Here is a 26,603-nt window from a genome sequence, read left to right as displayed (position 1 = left end):
GTCGGTGGGGCGCGGGTCCGTCCGGGCCGGTCGCGCGGTTCCCCGCGCCCCTCAGGCCGGCGGCGGCGGGGGCGTCTTGGCGGGTACGGCCTCCAGTGCCTCCAGGGCCAGCCTTATCGCCTCGTCGAGCTGGGGGTCGGTCCCCCTCGCCCAGTCCTGTGGCCGCTGGACGACTTCGACGTCCGGGTCGACGCCGTGGTTCTCGACGGTCCAGCCGGGGCCGTCCAGCCACATGGCGTACTTGGGCTGGGTGACCAGGGTGCCGTCGACCAGGCGGTAGCGGCTGTCGATGCCGATGACGCCGCCCCAGGTGCGGGTGCCGACGACGGGGCCGATACCGAGGGCCTTGATGGCGGCGTTGACGATGTCGCCGTCGGAGCCGGAGAACTCGTTGGCGACGGCGACGACGGGGCCGCGCGGGGCGTGCCGTGGGTAGCTGACGGGGCGCCGGCCGCGGGGGGTGTCCCAGCCGACGATGCGGCGGGCCAGCTTCTCCACGACGAGCTGGGAGGTGTGGCCGCCGCGGTTCTCGCGCACGTCCACGATCAGGCCCTCGCGGGCGACCTCGACGCGCAGGTCGCGGTGGATCTGGGCCCAGCCGGGGGCCTGCATGTCGGGGACGTGGAGGTAGCCGAGGCGGCCGCCGGAGCGCTCGTGGACGTGGGCGCGGCGGCCGGCGACCCAGGCGTGGTAGCGCAGGGGTTCCTCGTCGGCGAGCGGGATGACGACGACGTGCCGGGGGTCGCCGCCGGCCGCGGGCGAGACGGTGAGTTCCACGGGGCGTCCCGCCGTGCCGGTGAGCAGCGGGCCGGGGCCGGTCACCGGGTCGACGGGGCGGCCGGCGACGGCGAGGATCGCGTCTCCGGGGCGGACGGCGACGCCGGGCGCGGCGAGCGGGCTGCGGGCCTCCGGGTCGGAGGTCTCCGAGGGCAGGATGCGGTCGACGCGCCAGCCGCCGTCCTCGTGACGGGAGATGTCGGCGCCGAGCAGGCCCTGGCGGGGGCCGCCGCCGTAGCCGCCGCGGGGGATGACGTAGGCGTGCGAGGTGCCGAGTTCGCCGTGCACCTCCCAGAGCAGGTCCACGAGGTCGTCGTGGGTGGCGAGGCGGTCGAGGACCGGGCGGTAGCGGTCGAGGACGCCGTCCCAGTCGACGCCGCCGAGGTCGGGGCGCCAGAAGTTGTCACGCATCAGGCGGCCGGTCTCGTCGTACATCTGCCGCCACTCGGCGGCGGGGTCGACGGTCTGCCGGATGCGGCCGAGGTCGACGGTGATGTTGGAGTCGCTGTCCTCGTCGGCGGAGGCGCGCCGGTCGCTGGGTACGACCTTCAGTTTGCCGTCGGTCCACAGCAGGACCCGCTTGCCGTCGCCGCTGACCTCGAAGTGGTCGGCGTCGGCCGCGAGGTGCTCCAGGCGCTGCTGGGCGAGGTCGTAGCGCTCCAGCTCGGTGCTGGGGTCGGGCTCGTCGGGGGTGGCACGGGCGGTGCCGAGGACGCCGTGCAGCGGGTGCCGCAGCCAGAGCACGCCGTCCTTGGCGGCGCGCAGGTTGGCGTAGCGGGCGGCCTCGACCGGGAAGGGCACGATGCGGTCGGCGAGTCCGTCGAGGTCGATCCGGGTGCTGGGCACGCCCTCGCTGTCCGGGGTCTCCTCCTTGTCGGAGGTCTCGAACGGGCGGCCGTGGCGCTGCGGCCCGAACGGGGAGGGGGTGGTCGCGGCGAGGGTGATCAGGTAGGGGCGGGTGCCCTCCACGAAGGCCAGGTCGAAGACGTGTTCGTCGTAGACCGGGTCGAAGGAGCGGTTGGAGAGGAAGGCGAGGTGCCTGCCGTCGAGGGTGAAGGCGGGCGCGTGGTCCTGGAAGCGCAGCGGGGTGGCCTCGCTGACGGTCAGGTCGGTGGTGTGGGCGAGGCGTAGCTGGCACAGCGGGCGGGGGCCGGGGTGGGTCCAGGCGAGCCAGGCGGAGTCGGGCGAGAAGGTGAGGTCGCGGACGTCGCCGTCCTCGCTGCGGTCGACCTCGCGGACCTCGCCGGTCTCCCGCTCGACCAGGAGCAGCCGGCCGTCGTGGGAGGCGACGGCGGCGCGGCTGCCGTCGGGGGCCATGGCGAGTTCCAGGACCCGGCCGAGGCGTCCGGCGGCGAGCCGACGCGGGGTGGCGCCGAGGGCGGGGCCGGTGGCGGGGGCGAACTCCAGGGCGTCGTCGCCCTCGGCGTCGGTGACCCAGACGACCCATTCCTCGCCGTCGGCGCGGAAGGTGCGGGGCAGCCGGGTGCGGACGCCGGGTTCGGCGGCGAGGGCGCGCACCGGGCCGGAGCGGTGGGTGACCCAGTGGACGGTGCCGCGCAGGCCGACGGCGCTGCCGCGGGCGGTGTGGTCGGGGGCGGCCGAGCCGAACCAGTGGGAGGTGTTCACCTGGAAGGGCTGGAGGTCGACGCGGGGGCCGCCGAGGCGGATGTCCAGGGGGCGCGGGGTGGCGCCGTCGAGGTCGTCCAGGAGCCACAGCCGGCCGGCGCTGGAGTAGACGACGCGGGTGCCGTCGGTGGCGGCGTGGCGGGCGTAGAAGCCGTCGAGCGGGGTGTGCCGGCGCAGCTCGGAGCCGTCGGCGCGGGAGGAGTAGAGGGCGCCGGTGCCCTCGTGGTCGGAGAGGAAGGCGATGCGGTCGCCGGCCCAGAGGGGGTACTCGATGTTCCCGTCGAGTTCCTCGTGCAGCCGGGCGAACTCCCCGTCGCCCTCCCGGTCGATCCACAACTTGCCCGCGGTGCCGCCGCGGTAGCGCTTCCACCAGGCCGCCTCGCGGCCCATGGGGGCGGACAGCAGCACGGGGTGCGGGCCGTGGGCGAGGTCGCCGACGGGGCCGTAGGGCAGGGTGGTGGCGGGTCCGCCGTCGAGCGGGACGGCGCGGGCCCAAGTGCGGCGCGCGCTCGGCTGGCCGGTGGTGCTCAGCGCGAGGACCTGGCCCCCGGGGGTCCAGCCGCGCACCTGTGTCTTCCAACTTCCCCAGTACGTCAGGCGTTTGGCGGGTCCGCCGGCCACGGGCGCGATGTGCACCTCGGGGGCGCCGTCGCGGGTGGAGGTCCAGGCGAGGGTGGTGCCGTCGGGCGAGATGCGGGGGTGGTTCACCGGGATGTTGTCGGCACTGGCCCGCCATGCGCGGCCCCCGTCGAGAGGGGCGAGCCACACGTCGTCCTCGGCGACGAAGGTCACCAAGTCGCCGTGCAGGTGCGGGAATCGGAGGTAGCCGGAGGTTCCTGTCGAAGCGCCCTGAGTCACCCCGTCACCTTACGCAGCGGCCGCCGTCCGCGCGCCCCTTTCGGATCACTTGCCCTGCACGGGCCGGCAGTTGGGGTCGCCCTGGCACCAGACGGTCCGGGTGACGGTGACCGTCACGGCGGGCAGCGGTCCGACGGTCGTGTAGCTGGGCGGGCGGTACGTCGGCCCCGGCGCGGCGTCGCAGTCGCCGAGCCCGCTGACGTGGAACACCTGCTTCCCGCCGACCCTGGCCCGCAGATCCCCGCGCACGCAGGCCCCGTCCACGGCCCGGGTCACCTCTCCGTTCACGGTGATCTTCCGCCGGTCGCCGGTCTCCCCCTGGCAGTCGACGGAGACGACCGTGCTCTCCCCGGTCTCCCCCAGCGAGGCCGGTGAGGCCGGTGAGGCCGTCGCCCCGCCGCTCCCGCCCGCGCCGCCGGTGCAGTTGAGCCAACTGACGTCCACATCCGCCTGTTCCAGTCGCGCGGTGGCGGTCATCCGGGTCGTGTAGGCGACCCCCGCCGACCCGAGCACGTCCGGCCGGCACCCCGCGACGGCGACTCCGGCCACGCAGGCGATCCCGGCAACCGCGACCACTCGCGGCCGAATCCACATGAATGCCCCCATGTACGGCAGAGTGCCACCGCGCGGGACCGGACGGAAGCCCGGGCACGGCGACTCACCCGTTCGGCGTGCCGGTTCCTCCGAAGCGGCGTACACCGGGGGGCGGTTGCCGCCCTCGGGTTCAGGACCAGCGGCCGGTGCGTCCCAGGAGGAGGGCCGCGGCGGCGGTGCCCGCGGTGGAGGTGCGCAGCACACTGGGCCCGAGGACGTACGCCTTCGCGCCCGCCTCCTCGAAGAGCGCCAACTCGTCGCGGGAGACGCCCCCTTCGGGACCGACGACCAGCACGATCTCGCCCTCGGCGGGCAGCGGGGCGGTGGCCAGCGGCTCGCTGGTGTGCTCGAAGTCGGAGTGCAGCACCCCGGCGAAGTCTGCCCCGGCCAGAAGTGCCGCGACCTGCTTGGTGGTTGCCGCGTCCGCGATCTCCGGGAAGCGGACCCGCCGCGACTGCTTGCCCGCCTCGCGCGCGGTGGCCCGCCACTTGCCGAGCGCCTTCAGCCCCCGCTCGCCCTTCCACTGCGTGATGCAGCGCGCGGCCTGCCACGGCACGACGGCGTCGACGCCGACCTCGGTCATCGTCTCGACGGCCAGCTCCCCCCGGTCCCCCTTGGGCAGCGCCTGGACGACCGTGATCCGGGGCCGCGGCGCCGGCTCCTCGGACACCTCCGGCATCCGGACGACCAGCCGGTCCTTGCCCTCGCTGCCGAGCACCTCGCACACCGCGTAGCGCCCCGCGCCGTCGGTGAGCACGACCTCCTCGCCGGCCTCCAGCCGCTTGACCGACACCGCGTGCCGGCCCTCGGGCCCGTCCAGGACATAACGGTCGCCGTCCGCGGCGAAGTCGGGTACGACGAAGACGGGCGCGGTCATCGCGAGCCACCGCCGATCACCGGGCGGGACGCCAACCGCGCGCGGGCGTCGGCGAGTTCGGCCGCCAGCACCTCCACCAGTCGGCCGGCGGGCAGTTCCCTGGCCAGCCGGTGGCCCTGCCCCGCCCACAGCGCCAGGCCCTGCGCGTCCCCGGCCCTGGCGGCCGCCTTGCGCAGCGGCGAGGTGAGATGGCTGATCTCCGGGTAGGCGGCCGGCGCGTACGGTCCGTGCTCGCGCAGGAAGCGGTTGACCAGGGCGCGCGCCGGGCGGCCGGTGAACGCGCGGGTCAGCTCGGTCCGCGTGAACAGGGGGTTGGTCAGCGCCTGCTTGTGCACCTCGGGCGCGCCGGACTCGGGGGTGGCGAGGAAGGCGGTGCCCAGCTGGGCCGCGCTCGCGCCCGCCGCGAGGACGGCGGCGATCTGGGCGCCGCGCATGATGCCGCCGGCGGCGACGACGGGAAGGCGCACGGCCTCGCGGATCTGCGTGATCAGGGACAGCAGGCCGATGCCGGCGCCGTCGTTCTCCGGGGTGTCCCGGTGCGTGCCCTGGTGACCGCCGGCCTCCACGCCCTGGGCGATCACCGCGTCCGCCCCGGCCCGCTCGACCGCGACGGCCTCCTCGGCGGTGGTGGCGGTGACCAGGGTGACGGTCCCCGCGCGCCGCAGCCGCTCCAGCGCCTCCCGGCTCGGCACGCCGAAGTGGAAGGAGACGGCCGGCACCGGATCGTCCAGGAGCACCGCGAGCTTGGCGTCGTAGCCGTCGTCCCGGCCGCTGTCCGGATCGCCCAGCTCGGTCTCGTACCAGGCGGCCTCGCCGGCCAGCTGATGGGCGTAGACCTCGACCGCGCCGCTCTCCGAGTGCTCCGGCTGCGGCATGAACAGGTTCACGCCGAAGGGCCGGTCCGTGAGGCTCCGCAGCCGCTTGATCTCCTGGTACATGCCGTCGGCCGTCTTGTACCCGGCGCCCAGGAACCCGAGCCCGCCGGCCTCGCCCACGGCGGCGGCCAGCTCCGGCACGGAGACACCCCCCGCCATGGGGGCCTGCACGATCGGGTGACGGAGAAGATCGGTCAGCACGGAGGACATGACCGCATGGTGTCATGTCCTCCGAACAAGTCCGAATCGGGTGTCTCCACCGGCATATTCCGCGGCATATTCCGCTACACGCCCGGTCAGCGCCCGTTGAACGCGTCCTTCAGCCGCGAGAACAACCCCTGCTGGCCCGGCTGGAACTGGCCCTGCGGCCGCTCCTCGCCGCGCAGCTTGGACAGCTCGCGCAGCAACCGCTCCTGCTCGGGATCCAGCTTCGTCGGCGTCTGCACCTCGACGTGCACGATCAGGTCGCCCCGGCCGCCGCCCCGCAGATGCGTGACGCCCCGGCCGTGCAGCGGGATCGACTGCCCGGACTGGGTGCCGGGACGGATGTCGACCTCTTCGAGGCCGTCCAGCGTCTCCAGCGGCACCTTGGTGCCGAGCGCCGCCGCCGTCATCGGGATCGTCACGGTGCAGTGCAGGTCGTCGCCGCGCCGCTGGAAGGTGGAGTGCGGCAGCTCGTGGATCTCGACGTACAGGTCACCGGCCGGACCGCCGCCGGGGCCGACCTCGCCCTCGCCGGCGAGCTGGATCCGGGTGCCGTTGTCGACGCCGGCCGGGATCTTCACGGTCAGCGTGCGACGCGAGCGGACCCGTCCGTCACCGGCGCACTCCGGGCACGGCGTGGGGACGACCGTCCCGAAGCCCTGGCACTGGGGGCACGGCCGCGAGGTCATGACCTGGCCCAGGAAGGACCGGGTGACCTGCGAGACCTCACCGCGGCCGCGGCACATGTCGCACGTCTGCGCGGACGTGCCCGGGGCCGCGCCCTCCCCGTTGCAGGTGTTGCAGACGATCGCGGTGTCGACCTGGATCTCCTTGGTCGTCCCGAAGGCCGCCTCGTCCAGTTCCACCTCGATCCGGATCATCGCGTCCTGGCCGCGCCGGGTGCGCGAGCGCGGCCCGCGCTGCGACGCCGTGCCGAAGAACGCGTCCATGATGTCCGAGAAGTTGCCGAAGCCACCGGCCCCGAAGCCGCCCGCGCCGGCGCCGCCGGACTGCGAGAGGGGATCCCCGCCGAGGTCGTAGACCTGCTTCTTCTGCGGGTCCGACAGCACTTCGTAAGCGGCGTTGATCTCCTTGAACCGCTCCTGGGTCTTCGGATCGGGGTTGACGTCCGGGTGCAGCTCGCGCGCGAGCCGCCGGAACGCCTTCTTGATCTCATCCTGCGACGCGTCGCGGCGCACGCCGAGAACGGCGTAATAGTCCGTGGCCACTTACGACTCCGCCAGGATCTGTCCGACGTACCGTGCCACTGCGCGTACCGCTCCCATCGTTCCCGGGTAGTCCATGCGGGTCGGTCCGACCACGCCGAGCTTGGCAACCGCCTCGCCGCCCGAACCGTAGCCCACCGACACCACGGAGGTTGAGTTGAGTCCTTCGTGGGCGATCTCGTGCCCGATGCGCACGGTCATGCCCGGATCCTTCGCCTCGCCGAGGAGCTTGAGGAGCACGACCTGCTCCTCAAGGGCCTCCAGGACGGGCCGGATCGTGAGGGGGAAGTCGTGTCCGAAGCGGGTGAGATTGGCGGTGCCGCCGATCATCAGCCGCTCCTCGTTCTCCTCGACCAGTGTCTCCAGAAGGGTGGAGAGCACCGTGGAGACCGTACCGCGATCCTCGTGTTCGAAGGCGTCCGGCAGGTCCTCGACCAGCTGCGGCACGTCCGCGAACCGGCGGCCCGCGACCCGGCTGTTGAGCCGCGCGCGCAGGTCCGCGAGGGACGCCTCGCCGAAGGGCGCCGGGCAGTCGACCATCCGCTGCTCGACCCGGCCGGTGTCCGTGATCAGCACGAGCATCACGCGCGCCGGGGCGAGCGCGAGCAGTTCCACGTGCCGCACGGTGGACCGGGTCAGGGACGGGTACTGCACGACGGCGACCTGGCGGGTCAGCTGCGCGAGCAGCCGCACCGTGCGCGCCACGACGTCGTCCAGGTCGACGGCGCCGTCCAGGAAGTTCTGGATCGCTCGCCGCTCGGGCGCGGTCATCGGCTTGACGCCCGCGAGCTTGTCGACGAACAGCCGGTAGCCCTTGTCGGTGGGGATGCGCCCCGCACTGGTGTGCGGCTGCGCGATGTACCCCTCGTCCTCCAGGGCCGCCATGTCGTTGCGCACGGTCGCCGGGGACACGCCCAGGCTGTGCCGCTCGGTCAGGGCCTTGGAGCCGACCGGCTCCTCGGTGCCGACATAGTCCTGGACGATGGCGCGCAGCACCTGAAGTCTGCGTTCACTCAGCATTCGCGCGCACCTCCAGCACGTGTTCCCGGCCCCTCGGCCGCCCTCTTGTGTCCGTCCTGGCACTCTTCGCATGCGAGTGCCAGAGTTCCCCGGCCCAGTGTACGGCCGTGGGGTACGCACCCGGCAAGGTCGGTGCCCCTTCCGCCTCCCTCCGGCTAGCGTCGCGGTATGACGGTGACTTGGGAAGAGCGGGGCTGGGAGCGGCTGACCGCCGGGGTCGGGCGGTGCCGGCTGCCGGGCTGGGACTGCACGGCGGGGCTGGTCCTGGGCGCCGGGGCGGCGCTGATGGTGGACGCCGGGTCGAGCCTGGCGGAGGGGGCGCGGCTGCGCTCGTCGGCGGAGGCGCTGGCGGGCGGGCGTGTGACCCATCTCGCGCTGACCCACGTGCATTTCGACCACGTCTTCGGGACGGCGGCGTTCGCGGGGGCGGCGGTCTACGCGGCGGTGGGGGCGGACACGCTGTTCCTGCGCGGGCGGGACGAGCTGCGCCACGACGCCGTCCACCACGGGCTCCCGGCGGCGGATGCGGACGAGGCGGCACTGGCGCTGGTGCCGCCGAAGCACCTGGTCTCCGGGGAGCGGACCGTGGACCTGGGCGCGGGCCGCCAGGTGCTGCTGGCCAACGTCGGCCCCGGCCACACGGCCCATGACCTGGTGGTCCTGGTACCGGGCGATCCGGAGGTGGTGTTCTGCGGCGACCTGGTGGAGGAGTCCGGCGAACCCCAGGCGGGCCCGGACGCCGTACCGTCGCGCTGGCCGGACGCGCTGGACCGGCTGCTGGCGCTGGGCGGCGAGGACGCGCTGTACGTGCCCGGTCACGGCGCGGTGGTCGACGCGGCCTTCGTACGACGCCAACGGGACGCGCTGGCCACGCGTTTCGGCGTGTCGTGAGCGCCGCGCCGCCGCTTCTCCTATCGTCATCCGAATGCGCCCGCCCGTCTCCCACCACCGCCCTTCCAACGAGGGCCCTTCGGACCCGCACCCCCCTCTGCCCGTCTCCCACCACCGCCCTTCCAACGAGGGCCCTTCGGACCCGCACCCCCCTCTGCCCGTCTCCCACCACGGCCCTTCCAACGAGGGCCCTCGGGGCCCGCGCCCCCGCGTGTACTCGCCCGACCTGACCCCGCCGTGGAAGAAGCCGCAGCCGGTGCCGGAGGTGCCCGCCGAGCCGGGGCTGGTCGTGGAGGAGCCCGGCACCGGGTTCTGCGGGGCGGTGATCCGCTGCGAGGCGGGCACGGTGACCCTGGAGGACCGCTTCGGCAAGCACCGGGTGTTCCCCCTGGAGCCCCGCGGCTTCCTCCTGGAGGGCCGGGTGGTGACCCTCGTACGGCCCTCGTCCGGCCCGGCGCGCCCCGCCCGCACCGCGTCCGGCTCCGTCGCCGTGCCCGGCGCCCGCGCCCGCGTGGCCCGCGCCGGCCGCATCTACGTCGAGGGCCGGCACGACGCCGAACTGGTCGAGAAGGTCTGGGGCGACGACCTGCGCGTCGAGGGTGTCGTCGTGGAGTACCTGGAGGGCGTGGACCACCTCCCCTCGATCGTCGCCGACTTCGCCCCCGGCCCCGACGCCCGCCTCGGGATCCTCGTGGACCACCTCGTGCCGGGCAGCAAGGAATGGCGCATCGCCCAGTCGGTGACGAGCGAGCACGCCCTCGTGGTCGGCCACCCGTACATCGACATCTGGGCGGCGGTGAAACCGGCGTCGCTTGGCATCGCCGGATGGCCGGAGGTGCCCAGGGGCCAGGACTGGAAGACGGGCGTGTGCCGGGCGCTCGGCTGGCCCGCGGACAACACCGGCGCGGTGTGGCAGGCGATCCTGAGGCGCGTGACCTCCTACAAGGACCTGGAGCCCGAGCTGCTGGGGCGGGTGGAGGAGCTGATCGACTTCGTCACGGGCGCCTGATCAGTCCACCAGGTCCCGGACCACGGCGTCCGCCAGCAGCCGTCCCCGCAGGGTGAGGACGGCGCGGCCCTCGTCGTACGGGCCGGGTCGCAGCAGGCCGTCCGCCAGGGCGCGGCGGGAGGCGGCGAGGCCCTGGTCCTTCAGGAGGGACAGGGGCACGCCCTCGCTCAGGCGCAGTTCCAGCAGGACGCGTTCGACGCGGCGGTCCTCGGCGGACAGCACCTCGCGGCCCGCGCCCGGGGAGCGGCCGGAGGCGAGGGCGGCGGCGTAGGCGCCGGGGTGTTTCACGTTCCACCAGCGGACGCCGCCCACGTGGGAGTGGGCGCCGGGGCCCGCGCCCCACCAGTCGGCGCCCCGCCAGTACAGCTCGTTGTGCAGGCAGCGGCCCGCCTCGGAGGTGGCCCAGTTGGAGACCTCGTACCAGGAGAAGCCCGCGGCGGAGAGGGTCTCCTCGGCGATCAGGTAGCGGTCGGCGTGCACGTCGTCGTCGGTCATCGGGATCTCGCCCCGGCGGATCCGGCGCGCGAGCTGGGTGCCCTCCTCCACGATGAGCGCGTAGGCGCTGACGTGGTCGGGGCCGGCGCCGATCGCGGCGTCGAGGGAGGCCCGCCAGTCGTCGTCGCTCTCGCCCGGGGTGCCGTAGATCAGGTCGAGGTTCACGTGCGCGAAGCCCGCCGCGCGGGCCTCCGCCACGCATGCCTCGGGCCGGCCGGGGGTGTGGGTGCGGTCGAGGATCCGCAGCACGTGCTGCCGGGCGCTCTGCATCCCGAAGGAGATCCGGTTGAAGCCGCCCGCGCGGAGCGTCGCGAGGTAGGCCGGGTCGACCGACTCGGGGTTCGCCTCCGTGGTGACCTCGGCGTCCGGGGCGAGCCCGAACTCGTCGCGGATCGCTCCCAGCATCCGTACGAGGTCGTCGGCGGCCAGCAGCGTGGGCGTGCCGCCGCCGACGAACACCGTGCGCACCGGGCGCGGGTCGTCGCCGAGCACCTTGCGGGCGAGCCGGACCTCGTCGACGAGGGTGTCCGCGTAGTTGTCGCGGGAGGCCAGCACCCCGCCGGTGCCGCGCAGCTCGGTCGCGGTGTAGGTGTTGAAGTCGCAGTACCCGCAGCGGGTCGCGCAGTACGGGACGTGCAGGTAGAAACCGAGCGGACGCTCCGCCGCCCCGTCGAGCGCGTGCGCGGGCAGCGCGCCGTCGTCGGGTACGGGCTCACCGTCGGGGAGTGCGGAAGGCATACGCCCATTGTCCAGCACCGCCGCCGGTACCCCGGCCGTCGAGCCCGAGGACCGTGGTGCCGCGCCGTCACTCCGCCTGGAGCACCAGCAGGGCCAGGTCGTCCTCCGGTGGGGCCTCGCCGAAGGTGTGGACGAGGTGACTGATCCGCTCCGCGATCTCCTCGGCGGTGAGGCCGGCGCAGGAGGCGAGGGCGGTGGCGAGGCCGTCGGCGTCGTCGAACTGGCGGGAGCCGCAGCGCCGCTCGGTCACCCCGTCGGTGACGCACAGCAGGCTGTCGCCGGGCCCCAGGTCGAGGGTCTCGCTGGTGTAGGTCTCGTCCTCGACCACGCCGAGCAGCGTCTGGGGGCGGGCGGCGGTGCGCACGGTGCCGTCGGGGCCGAGGACGAGCGGCAGCGGGTGCCCGGCCGAGGCGAGGGTGCAGCGGACCCCGCCGTCGTGCGGGGTGAGTTCGCCGTAGAGCAGGGACAGGAAGCGTGTCTGCGGGCCTTCCCCGCGGCCGTCCACGGCGACCAGGGCGCGCGCGGCGGCGTCCGCGGCCTCCGTGGCGTCGTCCAGGAGGAGCTGGTTGAGCCGGTCGAGGACGTCGGCGACCCGGTACCCCTCGCGGGCCAGCAGCCGCAGCCAGGGCCGGGCGAGGCCGATCACGACCGCCGCCTCCGGGCCCTTGCCCTGCACGTCGCCGATCGCGAAGCACCAGCGGCCGTCGCCCGCCGGGAAGAGGTCGTAGAAGTCGCCGCTGGGGCCGTTCTTGTCGCAGGGTTCGTAGACCAGGGCGCTGGTCATCCCGGGGATCTCGGCGACCGCGCCGGGCAGCAGACCGCGCTGGAGCACGGCGCTGATGGTGGCCTGGCGGGCGTACTGCCGGGCCGCGCCGATGGCGAGGGCCACCCGGCGGCCCAGGTCCTCGACCAGGCCGGTGATCTCGTCGGGGAAGCGTTCGAGCCCGCACCGCCCGATGACCAGCGTGCCCAGCGGCCGGCCGCCCGCGACCAGCCGGTACGCCAGCGCCGTACCGTCCGCGCCGTGGGCGCCCAGCGCGTCCCCGGGCCAGGGGTACGCCTCGGGTCCGAGACCGGCGGCGTCCCCGGCGAGCGGCGGCTCCTTCTCCAGGGCGAGGCGCAGGTCCTCGATGCGGTTCTCGCTGGCGTGCCAGACCCGGGCGGGGCCCTCGTAGGACCCGCCGCGCGCGGACGCCTCGTCCTCCAGCCACACCGCGCACCAGTCGGCGAGCCGGGGCACGATCAACTGGCCGGCGAGGGCCGTGACCAGGTTCTCGTCGAGCTGGCCCGCGAGCAGGTCGGAGGCCTCGGCGAGGAAGGACAGCGCGCCCCGGCCGAGCCAGTCCCGGTCGCTGTCCGCGCGCTGCGACTGGGGGGCCAGGTCCTCGGCGACCTCCAGCGGGTCCTGCGCCCCGGGAGGGGCCGGCGGCTCGCTGCCGCCCGCGGGCAGCCTGGCCCACACCGACTTGGCGCCGGTGCGGTAGGTGACCCCCCAGGACTCGGCGAGCGCCCCGACCAGGCGCAGGCCGCGGCCGTACTCCGGGATGTCGTACGACGGCTCGCCCGCGGTCGCGTCCCGCGGCGGCCGGGCCGGGTGCCGGTCCCCGACCTCGACCACGAACGCGCCGTTGTCGTCCAGGTACCAGTCGAGGGATATCTCGGTGCCCGCGTGCACCACGGCGTTGGTGACCAGCTCGCTGACGACCGCCATGGCGTCGTCGACGAGCCGGGGCGCCACGGGCGCCTCGGCCAGCGCGTCCCGCACCAGGGCCCGCGCGGAGCCCGGCGCGAGCGGACCGCCGGGCAGCGCGTGGCTCCCGCGTGTCCGGCTCACCGTCTCCCGCTGCGTGGGTATGGCCGCCATGTCCATGCGGCCAGGGTGACAGACAGGGGTCGCGCATAAGCGGGAAGTCACCGAAGTGGCCACGCATGGCCGAGAAGCGTGCTAGGACGGCATCGGAAGAGGGAACTTTTCGAGCGCCGGTGGCCGGAAAGGGGCGCGGGGCGCCCCTACCGCTCCCCCGTCACTTCTCGCGCGCTCCGGCGTACATCTCGTCGATCAGCTCCTTGTACTCCCGCTCCACCACCGGCCGCTTCAGCTTCAGGCTCGGCGTGATCTCCCCGTGCTCCACGTCGAGGTCCCGCGGCAGCAGCCGGAACTTCTTGATGGTCTGCCAGCGCTGAAGGCCGGCGTTGAGCTCCCGCACGTACCCGTCGACCATCTCCACCGTCTGCGGCGCCGCGACGATCTCGGCGTAGGGCTTGCCGCCCAGGCCGTTCTCCTTCGCCCACTCCGCGAGCGCGATCTCGTCCAGGGCGATGAGGGCGGTGCAGTAGTTCCGGTCGGCGCCGTGCACGAGGATGTTGGAGACGTAGGGGCAGACCGCCTTGAACTGGCCCTCGACCTCGGCCGGGGCGACGTACTTGCCGCCGGAGGTCTTGATGAGGTCCTTCTTGCGGTCGGTGATGCGCAGGTACCCGTCGGGCGAGAGTTCGCCGATGTCGCCGGTGTGGAACCAGCCGTCGGACTCCAGGACCTCGGCGGTCTTGTCGGGCAGCTTGTGGTAGCCCTGCATGATGCCGGGGCCGCGCAGCAGGATCTCGCCGTCGTCGGCGATGCGCACCTCCGTGCCGGGCAGCGGCTTGCCGACCGTGCCGGTGCGGTACGCCTCCCCGGGGTTCACGAAGGACGCCGCGGAGGACTCGGTGAGGCCGTAGCCCTCCAGGACGTGGATGCCGGCGCCGGCGAAGAAGTAGCCGATCTCGGGCGCGAGCGCGGCGGAGCCGGAGACGCAGGCGCGCAGTCTGCCGCCGAAGGCCTCGCGGATCTTGGCGTAGACGAGGGTGTCGGCGACCTTGTGCCGGGCCGCGAGGCCGAAGGGCACGCTGCGGTTGCCGGTGTGCCGGAAGTTGTCCTGCTCGGTCCTGGCGTACTCGCGGGCGACCTCGGCCGCCCACTGGAAGATCTTGTACTTGGCCGCGCCGCCCTCGCGGGCCTTGGCCGCGACGCCGTTGTAGACCTTCTCGAAGATGCGCGGCACGGCGGCCATGTACGTCGGCTGCACCACCGGAAGGTTCTCGATGATCTTGTCGACGCGGCCGTCCACGGCGGTGATGTGGCCGGTCTCGATCTGGCCCGAGGTGAGCACCTTGCCGAAGACGTGCGCGAGCGGCAGCCACAGGTACTGCACGTCGTCGGGGCCGAGCAGCCCGGTGGCCGCGATGGCCTTGGCCATGTACGACCAGTTGTCGTGCGGCAGCCGTACGCCCTTGGGGCGGCCGGTGGTGCCGGAGGTGTAGATGAGGGTGGCGAGCTGGTCCTTGGTGAGCGCGCCGACCCGCTCCTTGATCAGCTGCGGGTGCTGCTCCAGGTAGGCGGTGCCGCGCCGCTCCAGCTCGGCGAGGGTGATCACCCAGTCGTCGTCCTCCGCCACGCCGGCCGGGTCGATGACGACGACCTTGATCAGCTCGGGCAGTTCGGCGCGCTTCTCGACCGCCTTGGCGACCTGGGCCGCGTTCTCGGCGATCAGCACCCGGCTCTCGGAGTCGGCGAGGATGAACGCGGACTCGTCGGCGTTGGTCTGCGGGTAGATCGTGGTGGTGGCGCCGCCGGCGCACAGGATGCCGAGGTCGGCGAGGATCCACTCGACGCGGGTCGCGGCGGCGAGCGCCACCCGCTGCTCCGGCTCGATGCCCAGCTCGGCGAGTCCGGCCGCGATCGCGTATACCCGGTCGGCCGACTCGGCCCAGCTCAGCGACTTCCAGTCGTCCGGGCCCTGGCCGGAGGCGGGAGGCACCGGGTAGCGGTAGGCCTCGGCGTCCGGTGTGGCCGCCACGCGCTCAAGGAAGAGGGCCGCGACGGACGGCGGACGGTTCTCGATCTGGGTCTGTGTGTCGCTCACGACATCCTCCGGGGCCCGCGACGGCGCGGTTGGTACTCGGTGCGGCTGGGATCACTCACGGTGGGGTTCGCGCTCTTGTTTAACTCGCGAGTAACTATCGAGCAGGCATCAGAGTAAGGCGCGACCGCCCGCTGCGTAAGGGGCTTCGTCCTCTCTCTTTCACCGCACGGTCTCCCCGGGGTCGACACGGAGTGACGGCACCGACGCACGGGGGCCCGCCGCGCTTTCGCACGACGGGCCCCCTGATGTCCGTTTCGCGGACGCGACCGGCTGCCGCCCCCGGTTACTTCTTGCCCTTGGCCGACCCCGCGCTGTCATCGCTGGAGAGGACGGCGATGAACGCCTCCTGCGGAACCTCCACCGAACCCACCATCTTCATCCGCTTCTTGCCTTCCTTCTGCTTCTCCAGCAGCTTGCGCTTACGGGAGATGTCGCCGCCGTAGCACTTGGCGAGGACGTCCTTGCGGATGGCGCGGATGGTCTCGCGGGCGATGACCCGGGAGCCGATGGCGGCCTGCACCGGCACCTCGAAGTTCTGCCGCGGGATCAGCTCCTTGAGCTTGGCGACGAGCCGCACGCCGTACCCGTACGCCTGGTCCTTGTGGGTGATCGCCGAGAAGGCGTCCACCTTGTCGCCGTGCAGCAGGATGTCGACCTTGACCAGGCTGCTGGACTGCTCGCCGGTGGGCTCGTAGTCGAGCGAGGCGTAGCCGCGGGTCTTGGACTTCAGCTGGTCGAAGAAGTCGAAGACGATCTCCGCGAGCGGCAGGGTGTAGCGGATCTCGACGCGGTCCTCGGAGAGGTAGTCCATGCCGAGCAGGGTGCCGCGCCGGGTCTGGCACAGCTCCATGATCGCGCCGATGAACTCGGTGGGCGCGAGGATGGTGGCCCGCACGACCGGCTCGAAGACCTCGTCGATCTTGCCCTCGGGGAACTCGCTCGGGTTGGTGACGACGGTCTCGGTGCCGTCCTCCATGATCACGCGGTAGACCACGTTCGGGGCGGTGGCGATCAGGTCGAGGCCGAACTCGCGCTCCAGGCGCTCCCGGATCACGTCGAGGTGCAGCAGGCCGAGGAAGCCGACGCGGAAGCCGAAGCCGAGGGCGGCGGAGGTCTCCGGCTCGTAGACCAGGGCGGCGTCGTTGAGCTGGAGCTTGTCCAGGGCCTCGCGTAGCTCGGGGTAGTCGGAGCCGTCCAGCGGGTACAGGCCCGAGAACACCATCGGCTTGGGGTCCTTGTAGCCGCCGAGCGCGTCGGTGGCGCCCTTGTGCTGGCTGGTGACGGTGTCACCGACCTTGGACTGGCGGACGTCCTTCACACCGGTGATCAGATAGCCCACCTCGCCGACGCCCAGGCCGTCGGCCGGGAGCATCTCGGGCGAGCTGACGCCGATCTCCAGCAGCTCGTGGGTCGCGCCGGTCGACATCATCCTGATGCGCTCGCGCCGGTTGAGCTGGCCGTCGATGACACGGACGTACGTCACGACACCGCGGTAGGAGTCGTAGACCGAGTCGAAGATCATCGCGCGGGCGGGGGCGTCGGCGACGCCGACCGGGGCCGGGATCTCCTTGACGACCTTGTCGAGCAGCGCCTCGACACCGAGACCCGTCTTCGCGGAGACCTTGAGCACGTCGTCCGGCTCGCAGCCGACCAGGTTCGCCAGTTCCTCGGCGAACTTCTCCGGCTGGGCGGCCGGCAGGTCGATCTTGTTGAGCACCGGGATGATCGTGAGGTCGTTCTCCATCGCCAGGTAGAGGTTGGCGAGGGTCTGGGCCTCGATGCCCTGGGCGGCGTCGACGAGGAGGATGGTTCCCTCGCAGGCGGCCAGCGACCGCGAGACCTCATAGGTGAAGTCGACGTGCCCCGGGGTGTCGATCATGTTGAGGATGTGCGTCGTGCCCTGGTCGGGGCCCTCGGTCGGGGCCCAGGGCAGACGCACCGCCTGGGACTTGATCGTGATGCCGCGCTCGCGCTCGATGTCCATCCGGTCGAGGTACTGAGCACGCATCTGCCGCTGCTCGACCACACCGGTCAGCTGGAGCATCCGGTCGGCGAGCGTGGACTTGCCGTGGTCGATGTGCGCGATGATGCAGAAATTGCGGATCAGCGCCGGGGCGGTACGGCTCGGCTCGGGCACATGGTTAGGGGTCGCGGGCACGCAGGGTCCTGTCTCTTGAGGCGCCTTATGCCTCGGGTCGGATCGATACGTAGCCTCCATGGTCCCACGCGGAGGGACCGAAGGGCGTTTTGGGCCGCTCGCAGGGCCACTGGTACTGTAGATGGCTGTGCCTCATGCCCTCTCGGCCCGAGGCGCGATCAGAGAAATTTTGGATCACCGGCCCGGGTCCCGTGCGGCCCCGTGCCTGAACCTGAAAAGGCTCCTTCGTGGCGAACATCAAGTCCCAGATCAAGCGGATCAAGACCAACGAGAAGGCTCGGCAGCGCAACAAGGCCGTCAAGTCCTCCCTGAAGACCGCGATCCGCAAGGCCCGTGAGGCCGCTGCCTCGGGTGACACCCAGAAGGCCACCGAGCTGCAGCGCGCCGCCGCGCGTGCGCTCGACAAGGCCGTCTCCAAGGGCGTCATCCACAAGAACCAGGCCGCCAACAAGAAGTCGGCGCTTGCTTCCAAGGTCGCGTCCATCAAGGGCTGAACTTCCCCTTTGATCTGACCGCCGGAAAGACTCAGAGCGGGCCCTCTCTCATCCGCTCCCGACCGGCAGCCCCGAAGCCTCACGCGGCCTGCGTTCGCCACGCGGGTGAGGCTTCAGCAGCGTGACCCAAGGGCCTCGGTGCCTCTCCCTTCCCCAGGGCGAGGCACCGAGGCCCTTCGGCATGCCCGGGGGCGTTCCCTGCGCGGACCGGGGAGGGAGCCCGTGCCGGGCGGGGTCCACCGATCGGTGGACCCGAAGTTCAACCAGTCGCCGCTGTCGGCGCCGCCGTCTCCAGCGCCGCCCTCTACCTCGCCGACGACGTCATCTTCTCCTCCGCTATCCCCGGCCGCGGGAGCGGGCGGCTCGGGCGATCACCACCACGGCCTTCTCCAACGCGTACTCGGGGTCGTCGCCCCCGCCCTTCACCCCCGCGTCCGCCTCCGCGACGGCGCGCATCGCCACCGAGACACCGTCCGGCGTCCATCCCCGCATCTGCTGCCGCACCCGATCGATCTTCCAGGGCGGCATCCCCAGCTCCCGCGCGAGATCGGCCGGCCGGCCACCCCGCGCGGACGACAGCTTCCCGATCGCCCGCACCGCCTGCGCCAGCGCGCTCGTGATCAGCACCGGGGCCACCCCCGTCGCCAGCGACCACCGCAGCGCCTCCAGCGCCTCCGCCGTACGCCCCTCCACCGCCCGGTCCGCGACCGTGAAGCTGGAGGCCTCGGCCCGCCCGGTGTAGTACCGGCCGACGACGGCCTCGTCGATCGTGCCCTCGATGTCCGCGACCAACTGCGCCACGGCGGACGCCAGCTCCCGCAGATCACTGCCGATCGCGTCGCACAGCGCCTGGCACGCCTCCGGCGTCGCCGAGCGCCCCGCCGTGCGGAACTCCCCCCGCACGAACGCCAGCCGGTCCGCCGGCTTGGTCATCTTCGGGCAGGCCACCTCCCGCGCCCCCGCCTTGCGCGCGGCGTCCAGCAGGCCCTTGCCCTTGGCGCCGCCCGCGTGCAGCAGCACCAGCGTGATCTCCTCGGCGGGCGAGCCGAGGTACGCCTTCACGTCCTTGACGGTGTCGGCCGACAGATCCTGCGCGTCGCGTACGACGACGACCTTGCGCTCGGCGAACAGCGAGGGGCTGGTCAGCTCGGCGAGCGTGCCGGGCTGCACCTGGTCCGGGGTCAGGTCCCGGACGTCCGTGTCCGCGTCGGCGGCACGCGCGGCGCTCACCACCGCGCGCACGGCACGGTCCAGCAGCAGGTCCTCCTGGCCCACGGCGAGGGTCACCGGGGCGAGAACGTCGTCATTCGCAGTCTTCCTGGCCATCGCACCAAGCATCCCACGCGCCACCGACAACGCCCCGGCCCCCGAGGGCCGGCTCCCGCCGGGTCACGGCTCCTCGCGCCACCCCTCCCACTCCCCCGCGAACGCGTCCAGCTCCCGGGGGTCCAGCAGCTCCTGCTCGTCGGCCAGTACGACCAGCCACTGGGCGTCCTCGGCGTCGTCCTCGCCGGCCAGGGCGTCCCGGAGCACCCGGGGATCCTCGTCGAGGCCGAACCGCTCGCCGAGCGCCTCGGCCGCCTCCTGCGCCGCGTCCCGGTCGGGCAGCACCAGCACATGTCTCACATCGCTCACGCCGCCATTCTCCGGCATGCCCCAAAGCCCGAACCGCCAGGTCAGCCCCTGGCCCCCTTCGGCACGAGCTGCACGTCCAGGTCGACGCGGATGCTCGGCCCCACCGCCGCGATACCCCGGGCCAGCATCGACTGCCAGCTGACCGTGAAGTCGTCCCGGTGCAGCTCGGTGGTGGCCCGGCAGGCGACCCGCGTCTCGCCCTCGATGCCGTTGCCCATCCCGAGGTACTCGGTGTCGAGCGTCACCGTGCGGGTCACCCCGTGCAGCGACAGCGCGCCGGTGACCGACCACCGGCTGCCGCCCCGGTGCGTGAGCCGGTCGCCGTAGAACTCCAGCGTCGGAAACCGCCGTACGTCCAGGAAGTCACCCGAGCGCAGATGGTCGTCGCGCATCCGCACCCCGGTGTCGATGGACGCCGCGTCGATCACCACGTGCATCGCCGAGTGCTCGATCCGCTCGGCGATCCGCACCGCCCCCGCGAAGGAGTTGAACCGCCCGTGGATCCTGGCCAGCCCGATGTGCCGCGCGGTGAAGCCGATCGAGGAGTGCGCGGGGTCGAGCTCCCACTCGCCCGGCGTCGGCGGCTCCGGCGGCGGGGCGACCTGAAGGGTGACATCGCCCAGCGAGGCGAGGGCACCCTCCTCGACCCGCGCGGTGGCCCGGTAGGGCGTGTACCCCTCGGCCGACACCGCGAGCCGATACTCCCCGGCCGGCACGGTCGCCAGGAAGGTCCCGTACGGACCCGTCCCCCCGGTCACCACCTTGCGGCCCATGGTGTCGCTGACCGAGAACTCGGCCCCCGCGACCGGCTGATCGACCGGATCCACCACCCGGCAGCCGAACACCCCCGCACCGGGCGGTATCGGAACCGCGCCCAGAGGGCTCGCCGGTCGCACCCCGTTCGCCCGGTTACCCAGCCAGCGGCCGAACATCCACGCCACCCCCGTACGCCTCGACATCTTCTGCTGCCGAAGATCCATTCGATCACACGATGCGGCTTTCGCGGCAACACGGGTCCACATCACTGCAATGCGACGCATGCGCCGGAACCACCCGCATTGGCGGCCCAGCGCCTCTTTCTCATCACCCCTTACACATCACGAACAAGCGGCTTCCTCACGAAAACTTCACATGAACATCACATCTGAAGTTACGGTCTTACCTCCGACGCTCCCTGGGGGGACACATGACCAACCCGTACGCCATGCCGCCGATGCCGCCGCAGCCGCCCACGCGGACGGCTCCCAAGTGGGCGCGCAAGCGGTTCGTACTGCCCACGATCGGGCTCGCCTTCCTCCTCGGCATCGGAGCCGGTGCCGGCGGCCAGGACAACGGGACCGACGCCAAGCCGACGGCCGCCAAGGTGCAGCCGACCGCCACGGTCACGGCAACCGCCACCGCCACCGCCACGGAGACCGCGGCTCCCGAGCCCGCGCCGACGGTGACGGCGACGAAGACGGTGAAGGTGAAGGTGACCGTCACCGCGCACGCGCCGTCCGCCGGTTCGGGGAGCGGCAAAAGCTCCTCGGGCAGCGGGGGCTCCGGCTCCTCGGGCGGCGGGGGCTCCACCGGCGCAGGCAACGGCGCCACCGCTCGCTGCAACGACGGCACCTACTCCTACGCCGCCCACCACCAGGGCGCCTGCTCGCACCACGGCGGCGTGGCCGTCTTCTACCGCTAGGCCCGCTCACTTCCACCGCTAGGCCCTCTCCCGCGCCACCTTCACCTCCCTGTCCCCGCTCGCGGCCCCCGGTGTCCCGCCGACCGCGAGCGCCCCGTCCCGGTCGGTCCGCAGCACCAGCGCGCCACCGGACCGCAACGCGGCCACCGTCGACGGGGCCGGATGGCCGTACGGGTTCCCCGTGCCACAGGAGATGAGCGCCACCCGGGGAGCCACGAGCCGTATCAACTCCGGGTCCTGGTAGGCCGACCCGTGATGGGCCACCTTCAGCACATCCACACCGGCCAGCCCGGCCGCCTCCGGAGACCGCAACAGCGCCTGCTGGTCCGGTGGTTCGAGGTCTCCCAGCAGCAGCAACCGCAGCCCGCCCGTGCGGACCAGCAGCGTCACACTGGCGTCGTTGGGACCGTCGAAGCCGGGCCCGGTGACCGACGTGTCCGGGGGTGGCCACAGCACCCGCCAGGACAGTGACCCGGCGCGCCGCTCCTCGCCCGCCACGGCCCGGGTGACCGGGATGTGCCGTGCGGCCGCCTCCTTTCTGACGAACTCCGCCTCCTGTCCGGGCTCTTCGAACCCCGTCGTCTCGATCGCGGCCACCTCGCGCCCCCGCAGCACACCGGTCAGCCCCGCCACATGGTCGGCGTGGAAGTGGGTCAGCACGAGGAGGGGGACGCGGGTGATGCCCAACTGCCGGAGGCAGCGGTCCACCGGGGCCGGATCGGGTCCGGCGTCCACGACCACCCCGGTTCCGGCGCCCGCGGCCAGCACGGTCGCGTCGCCCTGCCCGACATCGCACATCGCGAACCGCCAACCCGGCGGCGGCCAGCCCGTGAGCACCCGGGTCAGCGGCGCGGGGCGCACGACCGCCAGCAGGAGCAGCGCCCCGAACAGCCCGCACCACCACGGATGCCGCACCAGCCGCCGCCCGGCCAGGACGACGGCCACCGTGACCGCCGCGAGCAGCAGCGCCCCCGGCCGACCTCCCGGCCAGTCCACTCCCGCGCCGGGCAGCGCGGCCCCGGCCCTGGCCACCCCGGCGATCCACCCGGTCGGCCAACTCGCGCCCCACGCCAGGGCCTTGGCCAGAGGCATCGCCACCGGTGCGGTCGCCAGCGCGGCGAACCCCAGCACGGTCGCGGGCGCCACCGCCGCCTCGGCCAGCAGATTGCAGGGCACCGCCACCAGGCTCACCCGGGCCGACAGCACCGCCACGACCGGCGCGCACACCACCTGCGCCGCGGCGGCCGCGCCCAGCGCCTCGGCGAGCCTCGGCGGCACCCGGTGCCGGCGCAGCCCTTCGCTCCAGCCCGGTGCCAGCGTCAGCAGCGCGCCGGTGGCCAGCACGGAGAGCAGGAAGCCGTAGCTCCGGGCCAGCCACGGGTCGTACAGCACCAGCAGCAGTACGGCCGTGGCCAGGGCCGGGACGAGGGATCTGCGGCGCCCCGTGGCCAGGGCGAGCAGCGCGATCGCTCCGCAGGCGGCGGCCCGCAGCACGCTGGGATCGGGCCGGCACACGATCACGAATCCCAGCGTGAGCGCCCCCGCGAGCAGGGCGGTCGACCGCAGGGAGAGCCCCAGGCGCGGGGCCAGGCCCCGGCGTTCGGTCAGCCGGGCCAGTCCCGGCGGGCCGATGAGCAGGGCGAGCAGCACCGTGAGGTTGCTGCCGGAGACCGCGAGGGTGTGGGTCAGGTCGGTCGCCTTGAAGGCGTCCTCCAGCTCGGGCGTGATCCGTGAGGTGTCCCCGACGACCAGGCCGGGCAGCAACGCCCGCGCGTCCGCGGGCAGTCCATCGCTCGCCGCGCGGAGCCCGTCCCGCAGCCGCCCCGCCAGCCGCTGCGTCCCGCTCGGCCCCGCCGTGATCCTCGCGCCGGGCAGCCCCCGCACCCTGAGCACGGCCGCCGTCCGATCGCCCCCGGCAAGGGCGGGCACCAGCCGCCCGCCCACCCGCAACCGCGTGGACGGCAGCAGCCGAAGCCAGGCTGCCTGCCCGGCCCGCGCCCGGGAGACCTCCGCCGCCGTCACCGCCCGGTCCCGCGCCCCGGAATCTCCGGCGAGGGAAACCCCGGACACCGCGCCCGGCCGGCCCGGCGCCGCCAAGGCCCCGGCCCACGGCGGCGGCCCGTCAGGTCCGCCCGGAGCCCCGTGCGCAGACGGCGTTCCGGTGTCTCCTTCAGGCCCCGGCGCATCTCCCTCGACCACCACCAGGACAGGCGCCCGGGTCCGCGTACTCCTCCCGTCACTCTCCTCGACGCGCCTCACCTCCGCCCGGACCAGCACCGCCACCGGAGCCGTGTGGTCCCCGCGCACCCGGGGTCTGCTCAGCCAGGGGTCACCGGTCAGCTCGATGTCGGCGGTCACGGTGGCGGAGCGCCGGGCAAGTGCGGGTACCGGTCCGCTTCGTACGTCCGCGCCCTGGAGCCCCGCGGACGTGGCCGACGCGGCGACGCAGAGGAGCACCGCGGCGAGCGAGGCCCGTGCCCAGCCGGGCCGCCCGTCCGGCCGCTCCGGGGCCCGGCCGGCCCGGCGCGCGCCCAGCAGGGCGATCCCGCCGAGCAGGGAGAGGGCCACGATCCACCCGGTCCGGGCGGCCGGGGCGTCCAGTGTCAGCGCCGCCGTGGCCCAGGCCACGAGGGCGGGTGGCACCAAGCGCAGGTCCAGGGGGCCCGGCTCGGGTCCGGCCTCGGGGTCGGGCTCCGGGCCGGGCTCGGAGCCGTGGGGGAAGCCGGTGCTCATGGCCGTACCAGATCGCGGAGGTCGGTGAAGCGGCGGTCGCCGATGCCGTTGACCTGGCGCAGGTCGTCCACCGAGCGGAAACCGCCGTGCCGGGTGCGGTAGTCGATGATGTGGCGGGCCAGCACGGGGCCGACTCCCGGCAGGGTGTCGAGCTGGTCCTCGGTGGCCGTGTTGAGGGAGACCGGCGCGGCCGGGCCGGTGGGGGCGGCCGCGCCCGCGGGTGCTCCGGCGGCCGTTTGATCGCCGACGAGCACCTGCTCGCCGTCGACCAGGAAGCGGGCCCTGTTGAGGCCGTCGGTGTTCACGCCCGGCCGGACACCGCCCGCCGCCCGTAACGCGTCGGCCACCCGGGAACCCGCGGGGAGCCGGCGGACTCCCGGATCGCGGACCTTGCCGCCGATGTCCACCACGATCTCCCCGCCCGGAGCCGGAGCGCCCTCCCCGCCACCGCCCGCGCCGGGCGGCGGCGCCTTCGCGTACGTCGCCTGCGCGCGCACCACGCGGGGCGCGCTCACCGACTCGGGCCGGCCCGCCCGGAAGTGCTGCACGGCGAACAAGGCGGCGACCACCAGCAGCACGGCAAGCGCCACGGTCCCCCGTCGCTCCACCCCGCACCGCGACTGCAACCACACCGGCAGCCGCTCCCGCAACGCCATCCCGGCCCGCTCCCGCCAGTCCGGGGGCACCGGATCGGCGGGCTCCGGCGGCAGCACCGGTCCGGGCACGCTCGCGTCCGGCGGCGCCTTACCCGACTCCCGCCGCTGCACGGCCTGTTCGCCGAAGAGGAGTTCCGCCCGGCGTCGCAGATCCTCCGCGGGCGCGGGCCCGCGGTGACGGATCCGCCGGTGCTCGCTCGCGCGATGCCGCGTGCGGACGTCGGAGGCGGGGCCACGGCCGGGGCCGCTGGCCGGAATGACGGTGCGGGAACGTGATCGGAGTGCCATGGGACGAGGATCGGACATCCCGCGACTTCGCGATGATCTTGGTCAATACCCGGGGAATCCCGATGAGTTGTGGATAACTCCCGCACTCGTGTGGGTGACCCTCAACGACCCCACTACGAGCCCCCAGTCCTCACCCCGCCTCACCGAGGCGAGACCACCGCCCCCAGCAGCCCCGGCCCGGTGTGCGCCCCGATCACCGCCCCCACCTCGCTGACGTGTAGTTCTCCCAGTCCCGGCACCCGCTCCCGCAGCCGGTCGGCGAGCGCTGCCGCGCGCTCGGGAGCGGCCAGGTGATGGACGGCGATGTCCACCTCGGCGCCGCCCGCGCGCTCCGCGGCGATCTCCTCCAGGCGCGCGATCGCCTTGGACGCCGTGCGGACCTTTTCCAGCAGTTCGATGCGGCCGCCGTCGAGTTGGAGCAGGGGTTTGACCGCGAGGGCGGAGCCGAGCAGGGCCTGGGCGGCGCCGATGCGGCCGCCGCGGCGCAGATAGTCGAGGGTGTCGACGTAGAAGTAGGCGGAGGTGCCGGCGGCCCGCTTCTCGGCGGCGGTGACGGCGTCGTCCACGGTGCCGCCCGCCTCCGCCGCCCCGGCCGCGGCGAGGGCACAGAAGCCGAGGGCCATCGCGACCATCCCGGTGTCCACCACCCGCACGGGCACCGGCGCTTCCCGGGCCGCGACGACGGCCGCGTCGTACGTGCCGGACAGCTCGCCGGACAAGTGCAGGGAGACGATGCCGCGCGCGCCGGACTCGGCGACTCTGCGGTAGGTCTCCGCGAACACCTGGGGGCTGGGGCGCGAGGTGGTGACGGGGCGCCGCTTCTGCAGGGCCTGGGCCAGGGCGCGGGTGGAGATCTCGGTGCCCTCTTCGAGCGCCTGGTCGCCGAGGACCACGGTCAGGGGCACCGCGGTGATGTCGTGCCGCTCCATCGTCCGGGGCGGCAAGTAGGCCGTGGAATCGGTGACGATGGCGACATGGCGGGACATGAGCTGGAGGTTACCCGCCGGGGCGCACGCGCGGCAGCCCGGCCCCTGGCGTGTGCCCCCGGGCGGCGCGCTCAAGCCCGGGACGCGTGGTGGTCGGGTGGCGGTCAGGTGGTGCTTTCGGGACGCGGGGTCTTCTGCCAGGGGTAGGAGGGGCGCGGCGTGGGCGGGGTGAGGGAGTGGGGCGCGGGCCTCGGGGCCGGCTCCTCGGGGGCCCCGGGCCGGGTCCAGTGGCGCAGGGCGTCGGCCTCCATGTCGATCTGGGCGCTGAGGGCGCCGAGATCGTCGTCGGCGAAGCGGCGGGCGCGGTCGCGGACGGCCCAGCGCAGGGCGTCGGCGGACTTGGTGACGCGCTCGGTGCGGGCGCGCAGCTCGGGCAGCCGGGCGGCGAGCGTGGCGCGGTCGGGCTCGGACTCCAGGCGCTTGAGGTCGTCGTCCAGCTCGTGTCCGTGCGCGCTGAGGCGCTCGAAGAGGCCCAGGGACTCCTTCAGCGACTCGTCCTCGGCCGCGCCCGCTTGCAGCGCGTCCTGGGTGGCGCGCATGGAGGTGCGCAGGGTGAGCCGCAGCTGGGCCAGCTCGGCGGCCGGGCCCACGTGGGCAAGGGACTTGGCGCGCAGCGTGTGGTCCTCGACGGTGCGCCGGGCCTGGACGATGGTGCGGTCCACGCCGCGCTTGGCGGCGCTCACCACCTTGATAGTGGCGTACGCGCCCAGGGCGACGAAGGCCAGGAAGAGCAGGGCGATGACGATGATCACTGCTTCCACGACGCTCCTCCTCGGACGGTGCGCCGCGCGTCGCGGCACTCCTCAACGGTAAACGCAACGGGCAGGTCCGGGGTTCCAGAAAAACCCCGAACCTGCCCGTAGGGGAGTACCCCGAGAGG

21 protein-coding genes are annotated in these 26,603 nt (G+C 73.5%); 4 read left to right on the top strand and 17 right to left on the bottom strand.

All coding sequences use genetic code 11. From position 1 onward, the window contains the following. Positions 1-51: 51 nt before the first annotated feature. The 6 genes from AB0927_RS25485 to hrcA all read right to left on the bottom strand — a co-directional run bounded on the left by AB0927_RS25485 (position 52) and on the right by hrcA (position 8,057). Positions 52-3,261 carry a PDZ domain-containing protein gene (locus tag AB0927_RS25485; protein WP_366670022.1) on the bottom strand — a complete coding sequence of 1,070 codons (3,210 nt, stop codon included), beginning with the start codon at positions 3,259-3,261 and terminating at the stop codon, positions 52-54. A gap of 45 nt (positions 3,262-3,306) precedes the next feature. After that, a complete protein-coding gene (locus AB0927_RS25480; RefSeq protein WP_366670021.1) occupies positions 3,307-3,810 on the bottom strand; it encodes a hypothetical protein in 504 nt (167 codons plus the stop codon). A gap of 175 nt (positions 3,811-3,985) precedes the next feature. Next, positions 3,986-4,732 carry a 16S rRNA (uracil(1498)-N(3))-methyltransferase gene (locus tag AB0927_RS25475; protein ID WP_366670020.1) on the bottom strand — a complete coding sequence of 249 codons (747 nt, stop codon included), beginning with the start codon at positions 4,730-4,732 and terminating at the stop codon, positions 3,986-3,988. Continuing rightward, positions 4,729-5,817, bottom strand: a complete 1,089-nt coding sequence (locus tag AB0927_RS25470; RefSeq protein ID WP_366670019.1) for a nitronate monooxygenase — start codon at positions 5,815-5,817, stop codon at positions 4,729-4,731. The genes AB0927_RS25475 and AB0927_RS25470 overlap by 4 nt, the downstream gene beginning before the upstream one ends. Positions 5,818-5,903: 86 nt before the next feature. After that, on the bottom strand, positions 5,904-7,040 hold the full coding sequence (dnaJ, locus tag AB0927_RS25465; protein ID WP_366670018.1) for a molecular chaperone DnaJ: 1,137 nt from the start codon (positions 7,038-7,040) through the stop codon (positions 5,904-5,906). After that, entirely contained in the window at positions 7,041-8,057 is a 1,017-nt protein-coding gene (gene hrcA, locus AB0927_RS25460; RefSeq protein ID WP_366670017.1) for a heat-inducible transcriptional repressor HrcA, read from the bottom strand. It lies immediately after the preceding gene. 168 nt (positions 8,058-8,225) lie between these two features. On the opposite strand from hrcA, the gene AB0927_RS25455 reads away from it, so the two are divergent. Continuing rightward, positions 8,226-8,948: an MBL fold metallo-hydrolase gene (locus AB0927_RS25455; RefSeq protein WP_366670016.1), complete on the top strand. Its 723-nt coding sequence runs from the start codon at positions 8,226-8,228 to the stop codon at positions 8,946-8,948. Positions 8,949-9,159: 211 nt separating this feature from the next. Continuing rightward, a complete protein-coding gene (locus tag AB0927_RS25450; protein WP_366670015.1) occupies positions 9,160-9,957 on the top strand; it encodes a DUF3097 domain-containing protein in 798 nt (265 codons plus the stop codon). Here AB0927_RS25450 and hemW read toward each other — a convergent pair whose 3' ends face one another. From hemW to lepA, 4 genes are all read right to left on the bottom strand, one after another. Then, positions 9,958-11,190, bottom strand: a complete 1,233-nt coding sequence (gene hemW / locus AB0927_RS25445) for a radical SAM family heme chaperone HemW (RefSeq protein WP_366670014.1) — start codon at positions 11,188-11,190, stop codon at positions 9,958-9,960. A gap of 67 nt (positions 11,191-11,257) precedes the next feature. Next, on the bottom strand, positions 11,258-13,054 hold the full coding sequence (locus tag AB0927_RS25440; protein ID WP_366670080.1) for a SpoIIE family protein phosphatase: 1,797 nt from the start codon (positions 13,052-13,054) through the stop codon (positions 11,258-11,260). Positions 13,055-13,214: 160 nt separating this feature from the next. Then, a complete protein-coding gene (locus tag AB0927_RS25435) occupies positions 13,215-15,092 on the bottom strand; it encodes an AMP-dependent synthetase/ligase (protein ID WP_366670013.1) in 1,878 nt (625 codons plus the stop codon). A gap of 283 nt (positions 15,093-15,375) precedes the next feature. Further along, entirely contained in the window at positions 15,376-17,250 is a 1,875-nt protein-coding gene (gene lepA, locus AB0927_RS25430) for a translation elongation factor 4 (RefSeq protein ID WP_366670012.1), read from the bottom strand. Positions 17,251-17,477: 227 nt separating this feature from the next. Between lepA and rpsT the strand changes: the two genes are divergently transcribed. After that, positions 17,478-17,744 (top strand): 30S ribosomal protein S20, encoded by a 267-nt coding sequence (rpsT, locus tag AB0927_RS25425; RefSeq protein ID WP_366670011.1) that lies wholly within the window; start codon positions 17,478-17,480, stop codon positions 17,742-17,744. A gap of 336 nt (positions 17,745-18,080) precedes the next feature. On the opposite strand, the gene holA is transcribed toward rpsT, so the two are convergent. From holA to AB0927_RS25410, 3 genes are all read right to left on the bottom strand, one after another. Further along, positions 18,081-19,070 (bottom strand): DNA polymerase III subunit delta, encoded by a 990-nt coding sequence (holA, locus tag AB0927_RS25420; protein ID WP_366670010.1) that lies wholly within the window; start codon positions 19,068-19,070, stop codon positions 18,081-18,083. Positions 19,071-19,133: 63 nt separating this feature from the next. Then, complete coding sequence (locus tag AB0927_RS25415; RefSeq protein ID WP_366670009.1) at positions 19,134-19,379, bottom strand: hypothetical protein; 246 nt, start codon at positions 19,377-19,379, stop codon at positions 19,134-19,136. Between the two features lie 41 nt (positions 19,380-19,420). Beyond that, positions 19,421-20,311, bottom strand: coding sequence for a YceI family protein (locus AB0927_RS25410; protein WP_366670079.1), 891 nt, complete (start codon positions 20,309-20,311; stop codon positions 19,421-19,423). A 254-nt stretch (positions 20,312-20,565) separates the two neighbouring features. On the opposite strand from AB0927_RS25410, the gene AB0927_RS25405 reads away from it, so the two are divergent. Further along, positions 20,566-21,060, top strand: coding sequence for a DUF3761 domain-containing protein (locus AB0927_RS25405; protein WP_366670008.1), 495 nt, complete (start codon positions 20,566-20,568; stop codon positions 21,058-21,060). A gap of 18 nt (positions 21,061-21,078) precedes the next feature. Here AB0927_RS25405 and AB0927_RS25400 read toward each other — a convergent pair whose 3' ends face one another. The 4 genes from AB0927_RS25400 to AB0927_RS25385 form a co-directional block, all read right to left on the bottom strand. Further along, on the bottom strand, positions 21,079-23,793 hold the full coding sequence (locus tag AB0927_RS25400; RefSeq protein ID WP_366670007.1) for a ComEC/Rec2 family competence protein: 2,715 nt from the start codon (positions 23,791-23,793) through the stop codon (positions 21,079-21,081). After that, the gene (locus tag AB0927_RS25395; protein WP_366670006.1) at positions 23,790-24,737 is read right to left on the bottom strand and encodes a ComEA family DNA-binding protein; all 948 of its coding nucleotides are present in this window, start codon (positions 24,735-24,737) and stop codon (positions 23,790-23,792) included. The genes AB0927_RS25400 and AB0927_RS25395 overlap by 4 nt, the downstream gene beginning before the upstream one ends. 140 nt (positions 24,738-24,877) lie before the next feature. After that, a complete protein-coding gene (locus AB0927_RS25390) occupies positions 24,878-25,723 on the bottom strand; it encodes a DegV family protein (RefSeq protein ID WP_366670005.1) in 846 nt (281 codons plus the stop codon). A 104-nt stretch (positions 25,724-25,827) separates the two neighbouring features. Continuing rightward, a complete protein-coding gene (locus tag AB0927_RS25385) occupies positions 25,828-26,484 on the bottom strand; it encodes a hypothetical protein (protein WP_366670004.1) in 657 nt (218 codons plus the stop codon). Between the last annotated feature and the right edge of the window lie 119 nt (positions 26,485-26,603).

Source organism: Streptomyces sp. NPDC048106, from assembly GCF_040706415.1.
In the GTDB taxonomy this organism is placed as follows: Bacteria; Actinomycetota; Actinomycetes; order Streptomycetales; family Streptomycetaceae; genus Streptomyces.
Note: the sequence above shows the minus strand (reverse complement) of the source record. Positions and strands in the feature narration are given on the sequence as shown.